Source organism: Paractinoplanes pyxinae, assembly GCF_026626335.1.
GTDB lineage: Bacteria > Actinomycetota > Actinomycetes > Mycobacteriales > Micromonosporaceae > Actinoplanes > Actinoplanes pyxinae.
Genome location: NZ_JAPNTZ010000009.1, coordinates 343,485 through 363,616, shown reverse-complemented (window position 1 = coordinate 363,616; position 20,132 = coordinate 343,485). Strand labels below are relative to the sequence as shown.

Below are 20,132 nucleotides of genomic sequence, written 5' to 3'. Positions count from 1 at the left end.
CCGCAGGTTAGGAGCGCAGCGTCTGTGACGGGGTGACGCCGTAGAGGCGGTGGTAGGTGGCCGTAAATCGGCTGTGGTTGGCGAAGCCCCAGCGGGCGGCGATCACACCGACCGTTTCCCTGCTCACATCGGCGGCTTGCAGGTCGCGGTGGGCGTGCTCCAGCCGGACCCGGCGCAGGTACTCCATCGGGGTGGTGTCGAGGTGCCGGCGGAACACGAGCTGGATGGCGCGGGTGGTGACATACGCGGCGCGGGCGATGTCGGCGACGCTCAGGTCGCGGTCGGCGTTGTCGTCGATGAACGCGATCGCCCGGCGCAGCGTCTGCGGGTGTGCGTCGTGCCGATCGGCCGTGGTGGGGTCGGCCAGGGTGTTCGAGGGAAACGCGGCGAGTGTGGCCGCGGCCAGCAGACGCGCGGCTTGCCGGTCGATCAGCGGGGCGTGGACGTTGTCCGGGCGGGTGCTCAACGTCCGGACGAACGCGGCAGTGTCCAGCCAGATCGCGGTGGCATGCGAGCTCAGAGCGCGGTACCCCGTCAGACGTACCGGCTCGTCGATACCCGGCGCGGTGGAGGCGACGTCGGACAGCAGCGCCGGATCGAGGATGACGAAATCGCAGTCGAGATAGTCCTGGGTGGCGGCGAACCCGTCGCCCGCGTAGGCGGCGACGCACAACTCCCCCGGCCCACACGGACGTTCCTCGCCCCGGCTGCGGTAGGTCGCGTGCCCGCTGCGGGGATACACGATGCCGAGAGCCCCCATCGGTTCGGCGTCGATGTCGACGTTCATGCCGTACGCCATGCTCCCGACGATGACCGACCCGACCCGGTCCTGCTCGATGGTCAAGGTGGGATCCGTCGGTCCGGGACGCAGCCGCACCGCGACGTACTGATCGCTGATCAACTGCTCGACGTCGTCGAGACCGGACGCGGACAGGACTTCGCTCATCGCCGGGGTCCGGTCGCCTCACGGCACATGCTGCTCATGACACATTGCACCATGAACAAGCGGAACCGCCCAGGTGCGTCACCGCCGCTGGCGTGAGTTGTTCTTCATCCGCAGTGCGAGGCCGCACCGGCAGGTTCGCTCGGTGCACAAACAGCCGCCGCAGCACTTCGTTATCCGTCGTTGTCCGGTCCGCGCAGCGCCTGCCATCCTGACACCGGAGCAGCCGCCACCGGCAGCGACCCCGAATCCCGCGCAGCTATCGCAGGGACATGTCAGGCCGTGAAGCAGGGAGTCCGGGTGGTCGAGGTGACGGGCACCATCCGAACCGACATCACCTGTTCTTGTCCAGCGCAGCGGCTTGCCGGAATGGAGTGGCTCCACGCGCCGATTTGCTCCTTCAAACGACGAGGGGCACGCGACCGGCGGAACCGACAGGACGGCCATGCGCACCTTCCCCACTGTCATCCCGGAGAACAAAACAGCCTATCCAGCCCCCGCCCTGACGCAGACCGTGATCATCGTCGACGCCGACACGGTCCGGCTGAGTTTCACCGGCGACCTCGACGCCGACACCGCACCCCAGTTTTCCCAAGCGATACGCCACGCGCTGAACTTCGGCCCGGCGTGGGTGCAGATCGACTTGGCCGCCGTAGGGTTCCTCGCCGCGGCCGGGATCCGTTCGCTGCTGCTGTGCCACCGGTACGCCGCCGACCAAGGGTCCCGGCTGACCATCGACCGCCCACAACCACTCGTACGGCACGTCCTTCAGGTCACCGGGGTCCTCGGCCTGCTGACCGAGGATCCGATCGTCACCTGACCTGCACGCGCCCGCATCCCACCCAACTGTCACGTCCACCGGTCACCTGGTCGCTGCCTTGTCCTCAGCCACCCGGCAGGCCCGAAGGCATATCGGCCGACCGAAGGGGAACACCGCGAAGCGGGTTCCTGCCCCGGCGCGCAGGCGCAGGGACCAAGGCTCCGGCCGGTAGACAAATCCCGACCGGAGCCGCCCCGAACCACCACGTACTCATTCGGGTCTGGCGCACCGGAGAACAGCGATGACCACCGCCGACACGCGCGCCGGCGGCACGGACGACAACCTGGCCGGCGACCTCAGAGGACCTGTCACCACCCTGCACGAGCAGGACACCGTAGCCGACACCCTGCGCGCGATCACCGCCGGTGTCATCGGCACCGTTCCCGGCGCCGACTACGCCGGGCTGATGGTCGTGCACGACGGCCGCATCGACACCCGGGCCGTCACCGACAACCTGGTCAGCCGCGTGGACCAGGCCCAGTACGAGACCGGCCAAGGCCCCTGTCTGGAAGCGGCCAACGACCGGGCCACAGTCTGGCTCAGTGACACCCGCACCGACCGGCGCTGGCCGGACTTCAGCGCCCAGGCCGCCCGCCTCGGGATCGGCAGCATGCTCTCACTGCAACTGCACGTCGCCGACGACAGCATCGGCGCCCTCAACCTGTACGCACGCCGACCGGCCGCCTTCACCCCGGAGTCCGAGCACGTCGGCCTGCTGTTCGCCATCCACGCCGCCCTGGCCATCGCCGACGCCCGCCGACGCGAACACCTCACCCGCGCCATCAACAGCCGAGACCTGATCGGACAGGCCAAAGGCATCCTCATGGAACGCCACAAAATCACCGGCGACCAAGCCTTCGCCGTACTCGTGCACACCAGCCAAGCGGCCAACATCAAACTCGCCGAGATCGCCACCCGGCTCATCGAAACCGGAGAACTCATCACCCCGCCCACCCGCAGTGCCCACGGCCATCAGCCCTGACCCGGTCGCCCACCCTCCAAGCACCGGAGCGCACACGCGGAAATGAAACGACGGACAACGCACGGCCGGAACCGTGGTGACCTCGCCATCGCCGCGCGGGATGTGACCCGACCGGGTCTGCGGGCGGCAGACGGCGCAACAACGGCGTCCGAGGCCGAGCGGCTAGACGCGCTGGGGACAGTGGCGACCTGCGGTCGCTGCGATCCGTTGGAGCAGCATCGGCACATGCCACGAGCGTCCCGGTGGCGTGCACGCTTCGCCAGCGACTCTGTGCGGCGGGTTTGGTCCGCCGCCTGCCATACCCGGCGCTACGACCTCAGGACCAAATCAACCAAGGTCGTTGTCCAGCATTGGGAGCGACCGTCAGCCGGTTCCCTTGCTCGTGGCACGGCATACTGCAGGCGTGACGCCCCGGGCAGTCCGCTCGGTGGCGGCGAAGCCATTGCGGACGCGGAACCCCCAACGTGTTTCTAGCGGTGCAGGGTGTCACGAGGCAGCCGGTTGAAGGTTCTACGGTAGTCAGCGGCAAACCGGCTCAGGTCGGCGAAGCCCCAGCGTCGGGCGATGGCGGCGACCGTAGCACCGGTGGTGGGGTCGGCGGTTTGCAGGTCGCGGTGGGCGCGTTCGAGCCGGACCCGGCGCAGGCAGGCCAGCGGGGTGGTGTTCAGGTGCCGACGGAAGCCGGCTTGCAGCGCGCGGACGCTGACCGCGGCCGAGGCGGCGATGTCCGCGCCGGTTATCGGCTGGTCGGCGTGCGCGTCGATGTAGGCGACGGCGCGGCGTACCGTCGCCGGCGGCACTCGGCCCGGGCCGGCAATGTAATCGACGGTCATGGTGGTGTTGGGAAACACGCTGAGCGCCGCGGTGACGGCGGCGTCGATCGCCGCGGTCAGCAGCAACTCGGGGATGCCGGTGCCGCCGTCGTTGGTCAGGAGCTGGGTGAGGTAGGTGTGGGTGGCCAGCCACCGCTGGTTCGCCGCGGGTGACACAGCAGTCATCGCGTCGAACCGGAAATCGGCCGGTGCCACGCCCGCGCGGGCCGCGGCCCGCGTCACCGCCTCGGCGGGGAACTGCGCGACCTCGTAGGTCGGCCAGTCTTGGACCATGTCGAGGCCGGTGCGGGGCAACAGCAGTGCCTCACCGCCGCCTACCCGGCAGCGCTGCCGCCCGGTCGATACGTCGAAGCCGCCACCACGCATGCTGATGATCAGCATGGAGTCGTGCGGATCAGCGGTGATGGCCATGCACGCCTGGTAGCTCACCCGGTCGATGCTCAGCGCCCCGGCCCCGGCGAACTGTGAGCGGAACCCGAAGCGGCGAGCGTCTCCACGCACACGGGGGACATGATCGGTGTACCGCTTATCGATCATCTCCTGAACCCAGTCCAGGTCACCGGAGCGCACCGTGACACGCTCGATGGGCAGGTGAGACTCCCGCGCGGCCATGAATCCTCTCCCTCCGCCGGTCATCACCCCGAATGAGTGTCAGGCGACGTGATTACCCCGTGGAGCGAACTTCAGCCCCGGCGTGGATTGTCGCGGACGTCAACCTGAGGTCACCTGCACGGATGGACGATCGTGCCACCGCAAGGCAGCGCGCGGAACGGTGGCATGCTACCGCCGAGCAGGCACACCGCCGGGCCGAGCAGCGTCGCGCCGCCTCGGACCGACTCGCTCATCGGGCTGCTGCCGCCCACGCCGCCGCAGCCTCCGCTCGAGCCGCCGCGACCGATGCCCGAGCCGCAACGGACGAGGCCCTCGCCCGACGCGACCAGCTACGCAGCCTGCTCAGCCGCTATTGGAGCAGGACTTCGGTGACACAAACGGATGCCCCTAGGCCATCAGCGAGGGCCGCACTCTCGTGAGGGCCGCCGGGATGCTGCGGCGTCGGGGCTAGCTGCGGTGGACGTGGTGCAAGATGGCAGCGCCGATGTCGTCGAGAGCGAGAACGTGTTGCACGTGGCCGGTGGCGATGGCGGCGGCGGGCATGGCGTCGAATTTGGCGGTGGTGTTGTCCTGGGCCAGGACGGTGCCGCCGCAGTGGGCGATGGCGCGGACGCCGGCTTGGCCGTCGTGGCCGAGGCCGGTGAGGATGACGGCCAGGGCGCGGGCGCCGCAGGTGACGGCGAGGGTGGCCAGCAGCAGGTCGGCGGAGGGTCGCGCTGGTGGCAGGGAGCCGGTTTCGATGAGTCCGAGGCGGGCTTCGGAGGTGACCAGCAGGTGCTGTCCGGGTGGGATGACCAGCACATGGCCGGGGCGCATCTCGGTGTCGCGGGTGACGACGTCAACGGGTAGGGCAGTGTGCCGCCGGAGAATGGGGACCAGCTGGTTGGGGCGGCTGGGGTCCTGATGCAGCAGGATCACGACGGCGGCGGGCAGGTCGGCGGGCAGGGGTGTCAAGACGCGGTTGAGGGCGTCGATACCGCCGGCGGAGGCGACCAGGACCACGACCGGGAACCGCACCGGGAAAGGGTCGGGGCCGGCCAGCGGGCGCAGGTCGGTGGCCGGGCCGGGCAGGTGCAGCATGGCATCGTCGTGGGCCGGGGTCAGTGGGGCTCATCGCGGGGCTCCCCGTTTCGTATCGGCCTGCGGACACCCTATGTGAGCCGGTCCCCAGTGCTGGCCGGCGTCACGCGGAGCTGTCGGCCCATGGTGTTCGTCCGCGTTTCGGCTAGATGCTCAGGTGTCCGGCTTCCAGCCGGGCCAGGTCGAGCAGGTCCCTGCGACCTGACGTTGAACCGGCCGGCGCCGCGGACGATGGTGGCGAGCATTGGGTTGAGCTGGTCCCGGTCGACAGTGTTCAGTTCGCGGTCGATCGTTTCGACGATGCCGGCATTGATCGACGACGGATTGCGCAGTTCGTGGGCGAGCGAAGCGAGCGATTCGTCTGTGGCGGGTCGGCTCGAACGGGTGACCTGCTGGCTGATACAGAGATCTCGCGGTGGGGTATACGGCCGATCATGTCGACTAGGACAAGGACGGCCGTGGCGGTGACCGCGGTGGTGCTGTTGTGGGCCGGGTTCGCCTACAACATGTCACGGCCCGCGGACTATCCGGCATACAAGCGCACCATGCTGCAGGTTGCCGCGTCAGCGCACGACGCGACGCAGACCGGCCGGCTGACCGCTCAGCAGAAGTGGGCGGATCGCATCACCACGGCATTCGCGCGGACCGCGTTCGACGAGGCCGGTCAAGCGCTGGCGGGAGCGCAGAAGAAGTTCGCCGCCCAAGGGCCACCCGATCCGCGCTCGGCCGCGCTGCGGGATGCCTTGGCGCCGCTGCTCGCGCAGGCCGTGACCACCCTCGGCGACACCGCCGAGGCATCCGACGACGGCACTCTCCGGGCCGGCGCGGCGCACCTGGACACGCTGGCGCAGCACCTCGACGACTTCATCACGGCCCACGAGTGAACCGGCCGTGAAACGCTTCCTCGCCATCGCGCTGGGCATCCTCACCGCCATCGGCGGATTCGTCGACATCGGCGACATCGTCGCCAACGCCGAAGCCGGCGCCCGGTTCGGCATCGCCCACGCCTGGGTGCTGCTGGTCGGCGTGATCGGCATCTGCGCCTACGCCGAGATGGCCGGACGGGTCACCGCGGTCAGCGGCCGGCCCGTGTTCGACCTGGTCCGCGAACGGCTTGGTCCGCGCGTCGCCCTGGCCAACCTTGCCGGGTCTCTGCTGGTCACCGTGCTCACCCTCGGCGCCGAGATCGGCGGTGTCGGCCTGGCCCTGCAACTGGCGACCAGCGTCGACTACCTGCTGTGGGTGCCGGTGGTCGCTTTCGTGCTGTGGGCGGCGCTGTGGCGCGCAAAGTTCAGCGTGCTCGAGAACATCTTCGGCCTGACCGGACTGGTCCTGATCGTCTTCGTGATCGCGTTCTTCCGACTGCCCGCCGACTACAGCAGCCTGTGGCAGCAAGCCAGCCACCCCGGCCCACCGACCGGAGAAGACTGGGGCACCTACTGGTTCTTCGCCGTCGCCCTGTTCGCCTCCGCGCTGACCCCGTACGAAGTGTTCTTCTTCTCCTCCGGCGCCGTCGAGGAACGCTGGAGCAGCAAAGACCTGCTCACCTCCCGCATCAACGTGTTCGTCGGCTTCCCACTGGGCGGGCTGCTCGCCTTCGCCCTCATGCTCACCTCCGCCACCGTCTTCCACCCGCTGTCGATGTCGGTGGACACCCTCTCGCAAGTCGCCATGCCCGCCGCGATCGCGCTCGGCAAACTCGGCCTCGCCGCGGCGATTCTCGGCTTCTTCGCCGCCACGTTCGGCGCCGCCATGGAAACCGGACTGTCCACCGGCTACACCGTCGCTCAATACTTCGGCTGGACCTGGGGCAAACTGCGCCGGCCCCGCAACGCCGCCCGCTTCCACACCGTGGTGATGATCGGCATCCTCGCCGGCGTCGGGGTGCTGATGACCACCATCGACCCGATCCAGCTCACCGAGTACACACTGGTGTTCAGCGCCGTCGCGCTGCCGCTGACCTATCTGCCCATCCTCGTGGTGGCCAACGACCGCGGCTACCTCGGCAACCGGGTCAACGGCCGCCTGGCCAACACCCTCGGCGTCATCTATCTGCTCATCGTGTTCGCCGCGGCGATCGCCGCGATCCCCCTCATGCTCACCACCCGGATGGGAGGCGGCTGAGCCATGCTCATCGGCTTCGACCTGCTCGACCGGCAGATCATCGACCGCGACGGCGCCCCCGTCGGTAAGGTCGACGACGTCGAGCTCACCTACGACGACACCGGCACCCCGCACGTCACCGCCCTGCTCCTCGGCCAGGCCGCACTCGGTGACCGCATCGGCGGGCTGCTCGGCCGCTGCATCGCCGGTACCGCACGCCGCCTGTCCGGCTCCTTGGACCGGCCACCTATGCGCATCAGCGTCGACCTCATCGACCACGTCGACAGCGCCGTCAACCTCACCGTCAACCGTGCGCTGCTGCAGGACCCGCCGCTGGAAACGTGGCTGCGAGACCACCTCATTCAGCGCATCCCCGGAGCCACCCATGAGTCCTGACCCCCGCACCGGACGCGCCAGCGACCTCCTCGGCCGCACCGTCTACGACGACACCGGCACACCGATCGGCTGCATCGCCGACCTCATCACCGAGCCCACCGCAGGCGGGAACCAGCGTGTCACCGCTGCGATCGTCGTACAGGGACGCTGGGGCCGACTGCTCGGCTACGAGCGCCGTGAAGTGAGCGGACCCTGGATCCTCGAACACCTGGCCCGACTGATCCTGCGCCGCAAGTCCCGAGATATCCCCTGGCAGCAGGTAAGGTTCACCGCACGTGAGCCCCAGCTGACACCGGTGGGCAAGACTTCCGACACAATCCCGAAGTCGCCGAGCTGAACACCAGGGCACACAGAGCCCCGCTCATGAGGTACATCTGCCGTCCGACCGACGCTCTCACTGAACGGGCAGCACCCTACCGTCACCACCGCAGACAGGGTTGAGCGTTTCACCCGGACGGCAGGGAGCCGCTATGCGGGGCTCCGGTGCATGACCTCGTACGGGAAGTGCAGCCGGACTGAGGTTCGGCCCGGCCCCGAGTCGGTGATCACGACGTCGGCCAGTTGGCGGGCCAGCCACAACCCGCGCCCACCCGGGACGAAGTGGGCCGGCCGGGGGCGCTGGTAGCCGGCCGTGGTCGGCACAGGGCGCCCGGCACTGTCGTCGCACTGGACGATCAGGGTGTCACGGTGGTGCCAGGCGCGTACGCGCACCGGCGCGGCGCCATGGCGCAGGCCGTTGGCGGCGACCTCGACGGCGGCCATGACCAGGTCGCCGGCGGGTTCGCCGGCGAAGTGGTGCTCGCCGGCCCACTGGTGCAGCATCGCGCGAAGCGGGCCCAGATCGGCCACCTCGGCCAGGATGACCTCGTGGTCGACCTCGGAGGGCGTTGCGGGAAACGGCACGTCCTGCCGTTCGCTCAGGTAGCGCTCGGGGCCCAGATACCCCGGGGACGGGATGTGGCCGACCGCAGTCAGCAGGTATGGGTGCGTGGCACGGACCCCGTCGGTGACAGCCACCGGATGGTGCCGCTGGTTCCAAATTCAGGTGAGCGTGGCGCCGTACGGATTGTAGGTGTCGTTGCAGACCGCCTCATATGCCAGATACGCAGCGGCGCGGTCGGCATGCATACCGGGGTCTATGCCGGCCGCGAGATCGGGTTCGGCGATCACGTGCACCCGCCGCCCGGCGGCGTGCTGCTCGGCCAGGTAGCGGCGGAAGCCTTCGTAGGCGAAGCCGAGCCGCTGGTAGAACGCCGAGGGGTCGCCCCAAGCCAGTGCATCGTCGAGGTCGCCGATGTGCTCGGTCAGCACGGTGCGGGTGGCCTTGGCGACGACCAGCAGGATCTCGTCATAACGGCCGGCCGAGCGCCGCAGCTCGGGTATGAGCGTATTGGTCAGCTCGTCGTCCGAGTCGATGATCACCGCGCGGTGCACAGTGCCGGGAGTGTGTTGTTGTCGCGAGGTCATGGTTGTCTCGTGGGCGGTGCTGATGTCGCGGGCGCCTCACCGGTGATCGTGTCCGTCATGTCCGGCAGTCCTTCATGCGCATGCGCAGCCCTCCGGCGTGGCTGTGCACGTCGTTGAACAATACGAGAAGTTCTCTACCCCGGCCGGGTCGGCCTTCACGTGCGGCCGCGGCTGACCGCGGGGCGCGGCTAACGGCTCGCCCCGGTCGTGTTGTCGTGGTCGTCGCGTTCCGCTCGCGTCCGGAACGGATCCCGAAGGCACTGCATCATCTCGGCGCTGCGGTCGGCCGGTGCTGAGCGCGGTATCGGAGTCGAAGCGGACTCGGTCAGGAATGTCAGCGCGGTAACGGGCACGAGGTCTCCTCAAGAACGTCAAATCGGGTGAACCTCCAAGAGCAGTACCCCTGCCATTCGTCGCCAATCTCCAGGTGACCACCCCTGGTCGAGGCCGCGGTCTCCGTCATACTGACTCCGGACATCACGCCGGTACGCTGGCCGGTGAGAGCGACGATGAGGTAGGTGAAGGTGACCGCTGGCGGACGCCGTGCCGTCACGTCGCTGCCCGGCCGGGACGGTGTGCCCCAAGGCGGCTCCGAGGCGGACGCCTCGGTGGCCGGCATCGTCATCCTGCTGATCGAGGACGACTTCGGCGACGCCGTGCTGGTGCGCGAGTACCTCGACGGCAGCGACCTCGACGCCCGCCTGGACCACGTCGACACCCTGCGCCACGCGCAGGAATTCGCTGGTGCCCCGGAGTGCATCCTGCTGGACCTGCACCTACCCGACGCGTACGGGCTCGACGGGCTACGCCAGGTGCTGCAGCGCTGGCCCCGCGCTGCGGTGGTGGTGCTGACCGGCCTGGACGACGCGGCGACCGGGTCGGCAGCGGTTGCCGCCGGGGCGCAGGACTACCTGGTCAAGGATCAGGTCGATGAGGCCGTCCTGGCCCGCACCGTCCGGTACGCGGTGCAGCGTAAACGCGTCCAGATCGCAGAACGCCGGCTCGGTGACAGCCGGTTGCAGGCCGACGAGAACACCCGCCTACAGCGCGGCCTGCTCCCGAAGCCACTGCTGGACGACGTGACGGTCACCGTGGCCAGCCGCTATCTGCCCGGGCAGCAACGATCGCTGCTCGGCGGCGACTTCTACGACGTCGTGCAGACCGCCGACGGCACCGTGCACGCGCTCATCGGCGACGTCTGCGGCAACGGACCCGACGAAGCAGCGCTCGGCGTCGGCCTGCGGTACGGCTGGCGCACCCTCACCTTGGCCGGGCTGCGCAAGGCCGACCGGATGCGGCTTCTCGAACAGGTGCTGGTCGCCGAACGACCGCACGACGGCCTGTTCGCCACCGCCTGCACGGTCGGCATCACGCCGGGCCGCGACGAGGTGATCCTGCTCAGCGCCGGCCATCCTGCACCGCTGATCATCACCGCCGGCGGCGCCTACCCCGCCCCGATCACGTACGGGCCCGGTCTGGGAATGGCACCCGGGCGAGCCCGGTGGCGTGAATCGCGAATCGCCGTGCCTGCCGGGGCCGGACTACTTCTGTTCACCGACGGGGTCATCGAGAGCTTCGCTGACGACGGCACCCGTCTCGGCGAGGACCGCTTCCTCGAGATCGCCGGCCGCTTGTCTCATATCGTCGACCCGGACGAGTACGTCGACGTCCTGCTGGCCGACATTCAGCGTGGGGACGCTGGGCGCCACAACGACGACACCGCGGTGCTCTACGTGCGCTGGCCCACCGCCTGACCAGCGCCGCGACGCGACCGGTGCGGCTCAGGCGCTGGCGTGCAGGTGGCCGCGCATCTTGGTCAGGGCTTTGGTCAGCAGCCGCGACACGTGCATCTGGGAGATACCGACCTGCTCGGCGATCTGCTGCTGAGTCAGGTTTCCCCAGAACCGCAGGCTGACGATCCTCTGCTCACGCTCGTCGAGCACCGCCATCGCCGGAGCCAGGGCCAGGCGGGTCTCGGTGAGTTCGTACTCGTGGTCCTCCCCGCCGAGGGTTTCTCCCAGCTCGGTGGTGCCGTCCGCGCTGACGGGCGTGGACAGGCTGGTCGCGTTGTACGCGCGGGCGCCTTCGAGACCTTCGAGGACGTCCTCCTCACTGATCTCGAGGTGCGCGGCGATGTCAGCAACCGTCGGGGAACGGCCCAGCGTGTGGCTCAGCGTCGTGTTGGCGCCAGTGATGGCCAGGCGCAGTTCCTGCAGCCGGCGCGGCACCCGGATCGACCAGGTGCGATCGCGGAAGTGCCGCTTGAGCTCACCCACGATCGTCGGGATCGCGAACCCGGCGAACTCGACACCGCGGTCGGCGTCGAACCGGTCGACCGACTTGATCAGCCCGACCAGCGCCACCTGGAACAGGTCGTCGGCGGGCTCGCCGCGTCCGGCGTACCGGTTGGCCAGATGCCGGGCCAGGGGCATCCACGCCTCGATCGCCCGGTCCCGCACCGCTGGGCGTGACGGGTGCCCGGCTGGGAGGGCGGAAAGGGCGGCGATCAGTTCACTGGCCCGATCGGTCGTCGCCGGCTCCTCGACCGTCTTCACGGTGCTGGTGGCGGGGCTGGCGACAACCGTCATGGAGCAAACTCCTCAAGTCTTCGACGCCGTGCAGAAGCGCGACGCGTCCACGGTACATGCCCGCCTCGCTGACCTCCTCAAACTCGTACGATCAGCTCGATGATGCCGCCGAACGGTGGAGGTGTGCGCGCGGCTCGCCACAGCCTTTATGCGGCGACGCCGACGGGTTCGGCGGCCGAGGTGGTCAGCCGCGCCCAGACGACCTTTCCCGATCCGTCGGGCCGTACGCCCCATCCGCAGGTGATGCCCGCGACCAGCAACAAACCGCGGCCACCGAGGCGGTGCGCGTCGGGTGGCTGCACCTCGGGCAGCACGGGGCTGTGGTCGCGCACCTCGATGGTGACTGTCTGAGCGTCGGCGACGAGCACGAGTTCCCCGCCGCCCCTGGTGTGCTGGGTAACGTTCTGCACCAACTCCGAGACGACCACCAGGGCGTCGGCGAGATCGTCGGGCGTCAGCCACGGAGCGAAGGCGGCCTGGGCGCATCGGCGCAGCGGCCCGGCGGGCTCGCCGTGGGCGAAGGACCAGCGCATCACTTCCACTGTTCTTCGCACCCCCGCTCTCCGCATTCGACGTCTCATCATGCCGCACGTAAGTAATCACGGCCGGTCGAGGCGGTTCGCCCGACCCGGGGCCGTGGAGAGCAGGTCCACCGTTCTCATATCGGCTGCGCCACAAATCCGAGCGGCTCCGCGTATCCGAGATCGCAGCACCCGGATTGCCGGCACCGGTCGTCGGGTGCTCGTCAGGCCGCCGGATACGGGTTCTGCGCCAGCAAGCGGGCCAGGTGCGCAGCATTGGCGGCCAAGCCTGTGGTGGCTTTGCCGGTGGTGTCGGGCTTCGGGCCGGCCTGGTCGTAGTCGACGGTCTGCATGGCCTCCCCCACCCAGTACGTCGATGCCGCGGCGGCGACAGTGAAACCGACATCGTTGAGAGCTTGCAGCACTTCGGCGGTGACATGGTGGGCGCCGTCCTCGTTACCGACCACCGCGATCCCGGCGACCTTGCCGTAGGTCAGCAGCCGGCCCTGGTCGTCGGTCTCGGACAACTCCGCGTCGAGGCGCTCCAGCACCATCTTGCACACACTGGCGGGCTGGCCCATCCAGATCGGCGTGGCAATGATCAAGATCTGGGCGTCAAGCAGCTTCGCGCGGATCTGCGGCCACGCGTCGCCGTCACCCTCGTCGATGGAGACCCCGAACCGGACGTTGTGGTCCACGACGCGGATCACCTCGCCGTCGACGTCATGGTCAGCCAAGGCGGTAAGGACTTGCCGACCCAGCAGCTCCGAGCTCGAAGGTGCCGGTGACGGCTTGAGCGAGCAACACAGGACCAGGGCACGCAGAGTCGGCATGGAGGAAACCCTTCCCAAGTAGTAGGTGACGCTCGTGGGTCAGCCGGGACATCGCTGTATTCGCAGAACTGGGCGACAACCCAGTTCTGGCATGGTGGCTGAGGGCAGGGCAGCGGGCGAGACCGGTTCTGACCGGCCGCGCCCGCCGCGACCAGGTCAGGCGTTCGGCTTGAGCAGCACTTTCGTGTAGCCGTCGACCCGCTTGTCGAACTTGTCGTAGGCGTCCGGCGCCTCGTCCAGGCCGATCTCGTGCGAGACGATGAACGACGGTGTCGCCTTGCCGGCGATGATCAGGTCGCGCAGCTGCCGGTTGTAGCGTTTGACCGGGGCCTGCCCGGTGCCCATTGACTGGCCCTTGCTGAAGAACGTGCCGTACTGCCAGCCGACCCGGTCGGCCTTTTCCGGCCGATCGAGGCCCGGGTCTTCGGGCACGTACACCCCGACCACGCCGATACCGCCGGTGCTGCGCACGATGTTGACCAGGTGGTCGAGGGTCAGTTCGGGGTGCTCGTCGCCGCCGGCGTCATGGGCCTGGAACCCGACGGCCTCGACGCCGCGGTCACAGCCCTTGCCGCCGGTGCGTTCGAAGATCTGCTCGTCGGGGTCGCCGGCGGAGAAGTCGATCAGGGTCGCGCCGATCTTCTCGGCCAGCTTGAGCCGGTCGGTGACCTGGTCGACGACGAACACCTCGCTGGCGCCGCGGATCAGCGCGCTGTGCGCGGCCATCAGCCCGACCGGGCCACCGCCGAACACCGCCACCCGGTCGCCGGGCTGGAAGCCGGACAGTTCCACGCCGTGCCAGCCGGTCGGGAAGATGTCCGACAGCATGGTGAAGTCGTTCTCGAACTCGCGGCCGGCCGGCAGGTGCAGGAGGTTGACGTCCGCGAACGGGACCCGCAGGTATTCGGCCTGACCGCCGGCGTAGGGGCCCATGTTGGCGTAGCCGTAGGCGGCGCCGTCCATGCCCTCGGTCGGGTTGGTGCGGGTGCAGAACGACCACCAGCCGGACTGGCAGTTACGGCACGTCCCGCAGGCGATGTTGAACGGCACCGACACCCGGTCCCCCGGCTTGACCTGGGTGACGCCCGGCCCGACCTCCTCGACGACGCCCATGTTCTCGTGGCCCAGCACCGTGCCCTGCTCCACGGCGGTGCGACCCTCGTACATGTGCAGATCGGAGCCGCAGATGTTGGTGGTGGTCAGGCGGATGACCGCGTCCAGCGGACCCTCGATCTTCGCGTCCGGGACCTCTTCGACGGCGACCTTCTTGGCTCCGCGGTAGACCAGGCCCTTCATGCGGTCACGCTCCCAGCGTTGAAGGCGGTGATGAAGTGCTGCGCGGCTTCCTGTTGGGCCTGCTCGGCCTTGTCCAGCACGGCGGAGGCGCCGAAGAACTCGTGCATGACACCCTCGTAGTAGCGGTGCGTCGTGGCCACGCCGGCCTTCTGCAGGTCTTGGGCGAACTGCTGGCCCTGGCTGCGCAGCACGTCGCGCTCGTCGGTGATGACCAGCGTCGGCGGCATCAGCCGGCGCTGCTCATCCGTCCAGTCCAGCAGGGCGATCCGCGGGTCCGTGGCCGCCTCCGGTTTGCCCTCGAAGGCGTGCATTGCCATCCATGACAACAGTGCCCGGTTCAGCGGCCGGCCGTCGGCGGCGTCCTCCATCGACTCGCCGAACTGGTCGGCGGTGGTCACCGGGTACACGCACACCTGCGCGACCGGGACCTGCTCGCCCGCCTGGGCCAGCTGCAGCACGGTCGCCGCCGCCATGTTCCCGCCGACCGACTCCCCGCCGATACCGACCCGGGACGGGTCCCCGCCGAGCTCGGCGGCATTGCTCACTGTCCACCGGTACGCGGCCAGCACGTCGTCATGCGAGGCCGGGAACACCGCTTCCGGCGCCCGCCGGTAGTCCGGGGACACCACGATCGCACCGGTCTTGTTCACCAGCCCGCGACAGGATGCGTCGTAGGTGTCGATGTCGAACAGCACCCAGCCGCCGCCGTGGATCCACACGATGATCGGGGTGCCGGGCTGCACGCCTTCGGGCTGGTAGACGCGCAGTGTCTGCTCACCGCCGGCCGCGTCCGGGATCTGCAGATCCTGCACCGACCCGACCGGCTCCGGACCGTCGAGGCCACGATCGGCCATGACCTTCTTCACCGCGTCGTCCGGGCCGGGCTGCTTCCGGGCCTGCGCCGGCTCGAGGATCTCGAACGGCTGCGGGCCCAGCTCGCTGTGCGCATCGACGATGGCCTGCGCCTGCGGATCGAGCAGCCCGGACGGGTCGGTGGCCAGGCGCTTCTTCTTCCCGGTGACCGCGGCCTTGAGCTGATCGATCGGCTTGGTCAGCGCCCCGACCACCTTTTCCGCGCCGCCACCGTCGGGGGCGTGCGGGTGCGCGGCGGTCGGCGCCTGACGCTTGGCCGCCAGGAACTGCTTGCCCAGCTCGGCCATCCGCTCCGCGCCGGCCTTGGCCCGGAACTCCGCGAGTTCCTCGTCCTCCTCGTCGTGCACGTGGTGACGCACCAGCGGGATCAGCTCGGCCAGGGCCTGCTCGAACTCCGGTTCGCCGGGTTCGTTCTTGTCCAGCGTCACCAGCAGCTGTTTCATCCGGTCGTGCTCGCCGCGGGCGTCCTCGTTCTCGGCCTCCATGCCGACCTCGAGCCAGATCGGATACAGCACGGTCTCCTCGGCGAACGCATGCAGCGCCAGTTCGAAACCGATCTGGTCCACCAGGGTCCGGCGGTCACCACGACCGGCCTCCAGATGCTGGAACTGCCGCTCGACGATCGCATGGTCATCGGCGATCAGGTGATCGATGTCGCCGGGCTGGGTCGGATAAGACAACGGCATGACACTCCAAGTGGTTGAGGGACGCGATCCGTCGTCTACCCGAAAAAAGCACGACCATGCGGGCTCTTTTCGTCACCTTCGCCGTGGTCCAGCCGTACGAGGTAGGTTCGCCGCCCGGTATCGTCACCGGATGGTGCCAGCAGCCAAGCGCGTCGACGTCTCCGACGGCCGGCTCCTGCGCGGACAGCGAACAAAGGGGCTGATCCTGGCCCGAGCCGTTGACGTCGCTTCCGCCGAAGGCCTCGACAGCCTGTCGCTGGCCCGGCTCGGCGCCGACCTCGACATCAGCAAGAGCGGCGTCAAAGGCCACTTCACCAGCCGTACGGACCTGCAGCTGGCCGTCATCGCGGTCGCCGCCGACCTCTACACCGACCGGGTCGTCACGCCCGCTTCGGCCGTCGCTGACGGCCTGCCGCGGTTGTGGCGTCTGTGTGAGGGATGGATCGAGTTCATGCGGTCCGGGGAACTCGCCGGCCGGTCGTTCTTCCTGACCGCCCTGGTCGAGTACGACGCCCGGCCCGGCCCGATCCACGACGAGCTGCTGCGGCTGCGGCTGCGCTGGGAACGGCTGTTCACCACCGCACTGCACAACGCGACCCGGCTCGGCCACCTGCGCCCCGTGCCGGACGCCGCCCAGGTCTTCTACGAGATCGCCGCGCTCATCGCCGGCGCCACCCTCGACGCGCAGTTGCGCGACGACGCCAGCGTCTTCGACCGAGCCCGCACAGCGGTGCTGACCCGCCTACGGTCTCTGACCCTCCAAGAGATGCTCCCGCTGTCGTGAATCGCTTGTCATGCGACGGTTGATCCCAACCGGGCCTGCCGGCATCCCATTGCCATCGCCTACCGACACAGCCCACATCAACCGATGACCGTTGGACTCGGCTGGCTGCGAGGCGTGGCGTGCACACGTCGACTCGTCATCACTGCCGTCCTGACCGGTGCGTCGCAGGGCGAGACCCCGCACCTACGGCATCTCGCAGGGCTCGCAGGCCCTGCCGAATCCCTTCGCCGAATAGTACGACCACCACCGGCCGCAACCGATCCCTTCCCGCACCGGGCCACCCCCTTACACAGAGACGGTGCCGGCGCTACCCACGAACGCGTGCATCATCCGGCGACGGCTGGCCAGGCCGGTCACCGCGCCACAATGAGCGCTTGCGGCGCGGCGGCCTTCATACGGGTGTTGAGCCAGGACAACTGCCGTGCAGTCTCGCCACCAGCGTCGCGGGCCACCTTCAGCAGGTCATGGTCACGCAGGCCCTGCGCCGCCTGGATGATCACCGTCCACGTGGTCTGGACCAGGGTGCCGAGCACGTGCAGATCCTGCAGGTCGCGTAGCAGACCGACCGGCCCGGAGCGCACCTCGGCCAGGCCGGAGGCGTGCAGCCGTTCAGGTTCTTCGACGTCGTCGCCGTGGCCCTGTTCGCCGTACCGGTCGATGATCGGGATCAGCCGGCGTACGTGTTCGTCGCTCATTTGCGCCAGGGCCTGGCAGGTGAAAAGGACGTCCGGTTCCTTTGCGTGTCCCTGCCCGACGACGCGGAACGAGTCGGCCAGGGTCTGCTCGGCGCGGTGCACGAGGCCGATGTAGGTCACCAGATGCATCAGGCACCTCCGGCGGGGACGGTCTGCGCGGGGTCGTTCGGGTAGACCGGCGTGTCCACGACCCGGCTGACGGTGGCCGCACCTCCACCGGTGGCCGGCACGCCGGGCGAGGCCGAGGCGGAAGCAGCGGTGGTGGGAGCGGGTGCGGGGCCGTCGCCGTCACGGACCTTGACGACCCGGCAGGCGGCGGTTTTGAAGTACGGCTGTTTGGACACCGGGTCCCAGACCGTCATGGTCAGTTCGTTCGCCTGCCGGCCGTCGCAGTTCGCGCCGGTCGGATCCCAGGAGCCGTAGTGGAACGGCGCGAATACCGCCCCCGCCATGACGTGGCCGACCCGGGCCCGGACCTCGATGGCGCCGCGCGGCGACTCCACCCGGACCACGTCACCCTCGGTGATGCCGAGGCGTTCGGCGTCGGGCACGGAAAGTTCGACCCACGCGTCGGGGGCGGCGCGGTTCAGGGATCGGGAGCGGCCGGTCTTGGTACGGGTGTGGAACTGGTAGACGGTCCGGCCGGTGGTGTAGAGCAGCGGGTAGTCGTCGCCGGGTTCCTCGTGCGCCGGCGTGTAGGCGGCTGCCTTGAGAAACGCCCGGCCGTCCGGGCGCATCGCCCGGTGTTCCTGTTCGGTGACCGCGGCGCCGGTGAGCAGGTCATGGCCGTAGGTCTCGCAGTAGTCGGTGGCGGTCGGGAACACCGCGTCGGCGTACAGCCGGTCGGTGCCCTCAGGGGCGCCGTCGTTGACAGGCCACGGGATGCCGGTCGGGCCGCGCAGCTTCGCATACGACAGGCCGGTGTAGTCGACCGGCCGCCCACGGGTCGTCTCCCGCCAGGCGTCGAACGCCTCCTCCGGGGTGGACCAGCCGATCAGCGGCGCCCCGTCCAGGTCTCGGAAGTCCATCGCCGCGGCATACAGGAGAAGGATGTCGAGGTCGCTCTTCGCCTCACCGGGCGGGTCGACGGCCTTCTCCGACAAGTGCACGGTCCGGTTGACGTTGGTGAACGTCCCGCTCTTCTCACCCCAGCCCGCCGCCGGTAACACCACGTCAGCGAGCTGGGCGGTCTCGGTGAGGAACAGGTCCTGCACGACGACGAAGCATTGATCGCCGCCGAGGATGCGCCGGATCCGGGCCGATTCCGGCATCGACACGGCCGGGTTCGTCGCCGAGATCCACAGCAGGCCGATCGAGCCTTCCTCGGCGTAACCGAAGATCTGCATGGCGTTAGTCGGGGGCGCCCAGTGCGGGATGGTCAGCGGATCGACGTTCCACAGGTCGGCGAGTTCCCGCACGTGCTGTTCGTTGTCCCAGTTCCGGAAACCGGTCAGGTCACCGTCCGCGCCGCACTCACGGTTGTTCTGCGCGGTCGGCTGACCGTTCATCTGCAGGATCCCCGAACCGACTTGGCCGATCAGGCCGCGCAGCAGGTGCAGGTTGTGCACCGCGACGGCTGCCGCGGTCGCCTGATGCGACTGGTAGAAGCCCTGCAGAACAGTCGAAAGGACTCGCTCACTTTCGCCGAAGATCCTCGCCGCGCGCCGCAGATCGTCCGGGTCGATACCGCAGATCCGTCCGACCTCATCCGGATGGTAGCGCTCGACACTGGTCCGCAGGTCGTCCACGCCCAGCGTGTGCGCCTGCACCCAGGCCTCATCGATCCAGCCGTTGACGAACAACTCCCGGGTCAGGCCGTTCATCAACGCCAGATTCGTGCCGACCCTCGGCGCCAGGTGCACGCCGCCGGTGCGTTCGGCCTCCTGCGCGACCGGGGTACGACGCGGGTCGACACAGACGATCACCGGCGGGTCGGCCGAGCGGGTACGGTCCAGGATGCGCATCCACAGCACCGTCTGGGTCTCGGCCATGTTGTGCCCGTACAAGAAGATCGCGTCGCAGTATTCGATATCGGTGTACGAACCGGGCTGCCCGTCGGCGCCGAACGACTCCTTGAACGCGGCCGCCGCCGTCGCCGTGCACAACCGGGTATTGCCGTCCATATGCGGCGTCCCGACACCCGCTTTCCCGATCATGGCGAGGGCGTAGTACTCCTCAAGGAACAGCTGCCCGCTGGTATAGAAGCCGTGCGACAACGGACCCTTCTCAGCAAGCAAACGCCGCGACACCTCGACCACCCGGCCCATCGCCGTGTCCCAGTCCGTCTCGACCAGCCGGCCGTTATCGCGGACCAGCGGGCGGGTGAGCCGATCAGCGGACCGCGCCCACGGGGTGCTGCCGTACAGGCCCTTCGGGCCCATCCGGCCGTGATTGACCACATCAGTGGCCCGGCCGCGCACCCCGACCATCCGGCCGTCCTTGACCGCGATGTCACAACCACAACCGTTGCTGCACAACAAACAAGCGCTCTGCACCCACCGATCGACCTCCCACTCCCCCAGCCCGTCCGCCAAGTGCAGATCCACCCGAGCCGGCCAGACAGTCCCCCGCCCGTGCGGGGTTCGGGCACCCCAGATGTCGGCGATTCGATCACTCATGT

At 69.0% G+C, this 20,132-nt stretch carries 20 protein-coding genes; 8 read left to right on the top strand and 12 right to left on the bottom strand.

All coding sequences use genetic code 11. The features are described from left to right. Positions 1 to 7: 7 nt before the first annotated feature. A complete protein-coding gene (locus OWR29_RS26750; protein WP_267566005.1) occupies positions 8 to 946 on the bottom strand; it encodes an AraC family transcriptional regulator in 939 nt (312 codons plus the stop codon). A 442-nt stretch (positions 947 to 1,388) separates the two neighbouring features. Here OWR29_RS26750 and OWR29_RS26745 point away from each other — a divergent pair, with 442 nt between their 5' ends. After that, positions 1,389 to 1,763, top strand: a complete 375-nt coding sequence (locus OWR29_RS26745; RefSeq protein WP_267566004.1) for an STAS domain-containing protein — start codon at positions 1,389 to 1,391, stop codon at positions 1,761 to 1,763. A 241-nt stretch (positions 1,764 to 2,004) separates the two neighbouring features. Next, positions 2,005 to 2,745, top strand: coding sequence for a GAF and ANTAR domain-containing protein (locus OWR29_RS26740; protein WP_267566003.1), 741 nt, complete (start codon positions 2,005 to 2,007; stop codon positions 2,743 to 2,745). A gap of 470 nt (positions 2,746 to 3,215) precedes the next feature. On the opposite strand, the gene OWR29_RS26735 is transcribed toward OWR29_RS26740, so the two are convergent. Beyond that, positions 3,216 to 4,190 carry a helix-turn-helix domain-containing protein gene (locus tag OWR29_RS26735; protein ID WP_267566002.1) on the bottom strand — a complete coding sequence of 325 codons (975 nt, stop codon included), beginning with the start codon at positions 4,188 to 4,190 and terminating at the stop codon, positions 3,216 to 3,218. Between the two features lie 447 nt (positions 4,191 to 4,637). Further along, entirely contained in the window at positions 4,638 to 5,270 is a 633-nt protein-coding gene (locus OWR29_RS26730; RefSeq protein ID WP_267566001.1) for a chemotaxis protein CheB, read from the bottom strand. Between the two features lie 434 nt (positions 5,271 to 5,704). On the opposite strand from OWR29_RS26730, the gene OWR29_RS26725 reads away from it, so the two are divergent. From OWR29_RS26725 to OWR29_RS26710, 4 genes are read left to right on the top strand one after another with little or no spacing between them, the layout of a single operon-like run. Next, complete coding sequence (locus tag OWR29_RS26725) at positions 5,705 to 6,154, top strand: hypothetical protein (protein WP_267566000.1); 450 nt, start codon at positions 5,705 to 5,707, stop codon at positions 6,152 to 6,154. A 7-nt stretch (positions 6,155 to 6,161) separates the two neighbouring features. Next, a complete protein-coding gene (locus OWR29_RS26720; protein WP_267565999.1) occupies positions 6,162 to 7,394 on the top strand; it encodes an NRAMP family divalent metal transporter in 1,233 nt (410 codons plus the stop codon). A 3-nt stretch (positions 7,395 to 7,397) separates the two neighbouring features. Beyond that, positions 7,398 to 7,769, top strand: coding sequence for a PRC-barrel domain-containing protein (locus OWR29_RS26715; protein WP_267565998.1), 372 nt, complete (start codon positions 7,398 to 7,400; stop codon positions 7,767 to 7,769). Further along, positions 7,759 to 8,106, top strand: coding sequence for a PRC-barrel domain-containing protein (locus OWR29_RS26710; protein WP_267565997.1), 348 nt, complete (start codon positions 7,759 to 7,761; stop codon positions 8,104 to 8,106). Before OWR29_RS26715 ends, OWR29_RS26710 begins: the two co-directional genes overlap by 11 nt. Positions 8,107 to 8,237: 131 nt before the next feature. Here OWR29_RS26710 and OWR29_RS26705 read toward each other — a convergent pair whose 3' ends face one another. Further along, positions 8,238 to 8,786 (bottom strand): ATP-binding protein, encoded by a 549-nt coding sequence (locus tag OWR29_RS26705; protein ID WP_267565996.1) that lies wholly within the window; start codon positions 8,784 to 8,786, stop codon positions 8,238 to 8,240. Between the two features lie 24 nt (positions 8,787 to 8,810). Further along, the gene (locus OWR29_RS26700) at positions 8,811 to 9,203 is read right to left on the bottom strand and encodes an MEDS domain-containing protein (protein ID WP_267565995.1); all 393 of its coding nucleotides are present in this window, start codon (positions 9,201 to 9,203) and stop codon (positions 8,811 to 8,813) included. A 551-nt stretch (positions 9,204 to 9,754) separates the two neighbouring features. Here OWR29_RS26700 and OWR29_RS26695 point away from each other — a divergent pair. Then, positions 9,755 to 10,990 carry a PP2C family protein-serine/threonine phosphatase gene (locus OWR29_RS26695; RefSeq protein ID WP_267565994.1) on the top strand — a complete coding sequence of 412 codons (1,236 nt, stop codon included), beginning with the start codon at positions 9,755 to 9,757 and terminating at the stop codon, positions 10,988 to 10,990. Positions 10,991 to 11,017: 27 nt separating this feature from the next. Here OWR29_RS26695 and OWR29_RS26690 read toward each other — a convergent pair whose 3' ends face one another. The 5 genes from OWR29_RS26690 to OWR29_RS26670 form a co-directional block, all read right to left on the bottom strand. Next, on the bottom strand, positions 11,018 to 11,824 hold the full coding sequence (locus tag OWR29_RS26690; RefSeq protein ID WP_267565993.1) for an RNA polymerase sigma factor SigF: 807 nt from the start codon (positions 11,822 to 11,824) through the stop codon (positions 11,018 to 11,020). A 146-nt stretch (positions 11,825 to 11,970) separates the two neighbouring features. Continuing rightward, positions 11,971 to 12,357: an ATP-binding protein gene (locus tag OWR29_RS26685; protein WP_267565992.1), complete on the bottom strand. Its 387-nt coding sequence runs from the start codon at positions 12,355 to 12,357 to the stop codon at positions 11,971 to 11,973. A 212-nt stretch (positions 12,358 to 12,569) separates the two neighbouring features. Further along, a complete protein-coding gene (locus OWR29_RS26680) occupies positions 12,570 to 13,178 on the bottom strand; it encodes a flavodoxin family protein (protein ID WP_267565991.1) in 609 nt (202 codons plus the stop codon). Positions 13,179 to 13,334: 156 nt separating this feature from the next. Continuing rightward, positions 13,335 to 14,474, bottom strand: a complete 1,140-nt coding sequence (locus OWR29_RS26675) for a glutathione-independent formaldehyde dehydrogenase (RefSeq protein ID WP_267565990.1) — start codon at positions 14,472 to 14,474, stop codon at positions 13,335 to 13,337. Continuing rightward, entirely contained in the window at positions 14,471 to 16,027 is a 1,557-nt protein-coding gene (locus tag OWR29_RS26670; protein ID WP_267565989.1) for an alpha/beta hydrolase fold domain-containing protein, read from the bottom strand. The genes OWR29_RS26675 and OWR29_RS26670 overlap by 4 nt, the downstream gene beginning before the upstream one ends. A 136-nt stretch (positions 16,028 to 16,163) precedes the next feature. On the opposite strand from OWR29_RS26670, the gene OWR29_RS26665 reads away from it, so the two are divergent. Next, positions 16,164 to 16,817 carry a TetR/AcrR family transcriptional regulator gene (locus tag OWR29_RS26665; protein WP_267565988.1) on the top strand — a complete coding sequence of 218 codons (654 nt, stop codon included), beginning with the start codon at positions 16,164 to 16,166 and terminating at the stop codon, positions 16,815 to 16,817. Between the two features lie 353 nt (positions 16,818 to 17,170). Here the strand turns inward: OWR29_RS26665 and OWR29_RS26660 are convergent, their stop codons facing one another. Next, on the bottom strand, positions 17,171 to 17,641 hold the full coding sequence (locus tag OWR29_RS26660) for a hypothetical protein (protein ID WP_267565987.1): 471 nt from the start codon (positions 17,639 to 17,641) through the stop codon (positions 17,171 to 17,173). Next, positions 17,641 to 20,130: a molybdopterin oxidoreductase family protein gene (locus tag OWR29_RS26655; RefSeq protein ID WP_267565986.1), complete on the bottom strand. Its 2,490-nt coding sequence runs from the start codon at positions 20,128 to 20,130 to the stop codon at positions 17,641 to 17,643. Before OWR29_RS26655 ends, OWR29_RS26660 begins: the two co-directional genes overlap by 1 nt. Positions 20,131 to 20,132 lie beyond the last annotated feature (2 nt).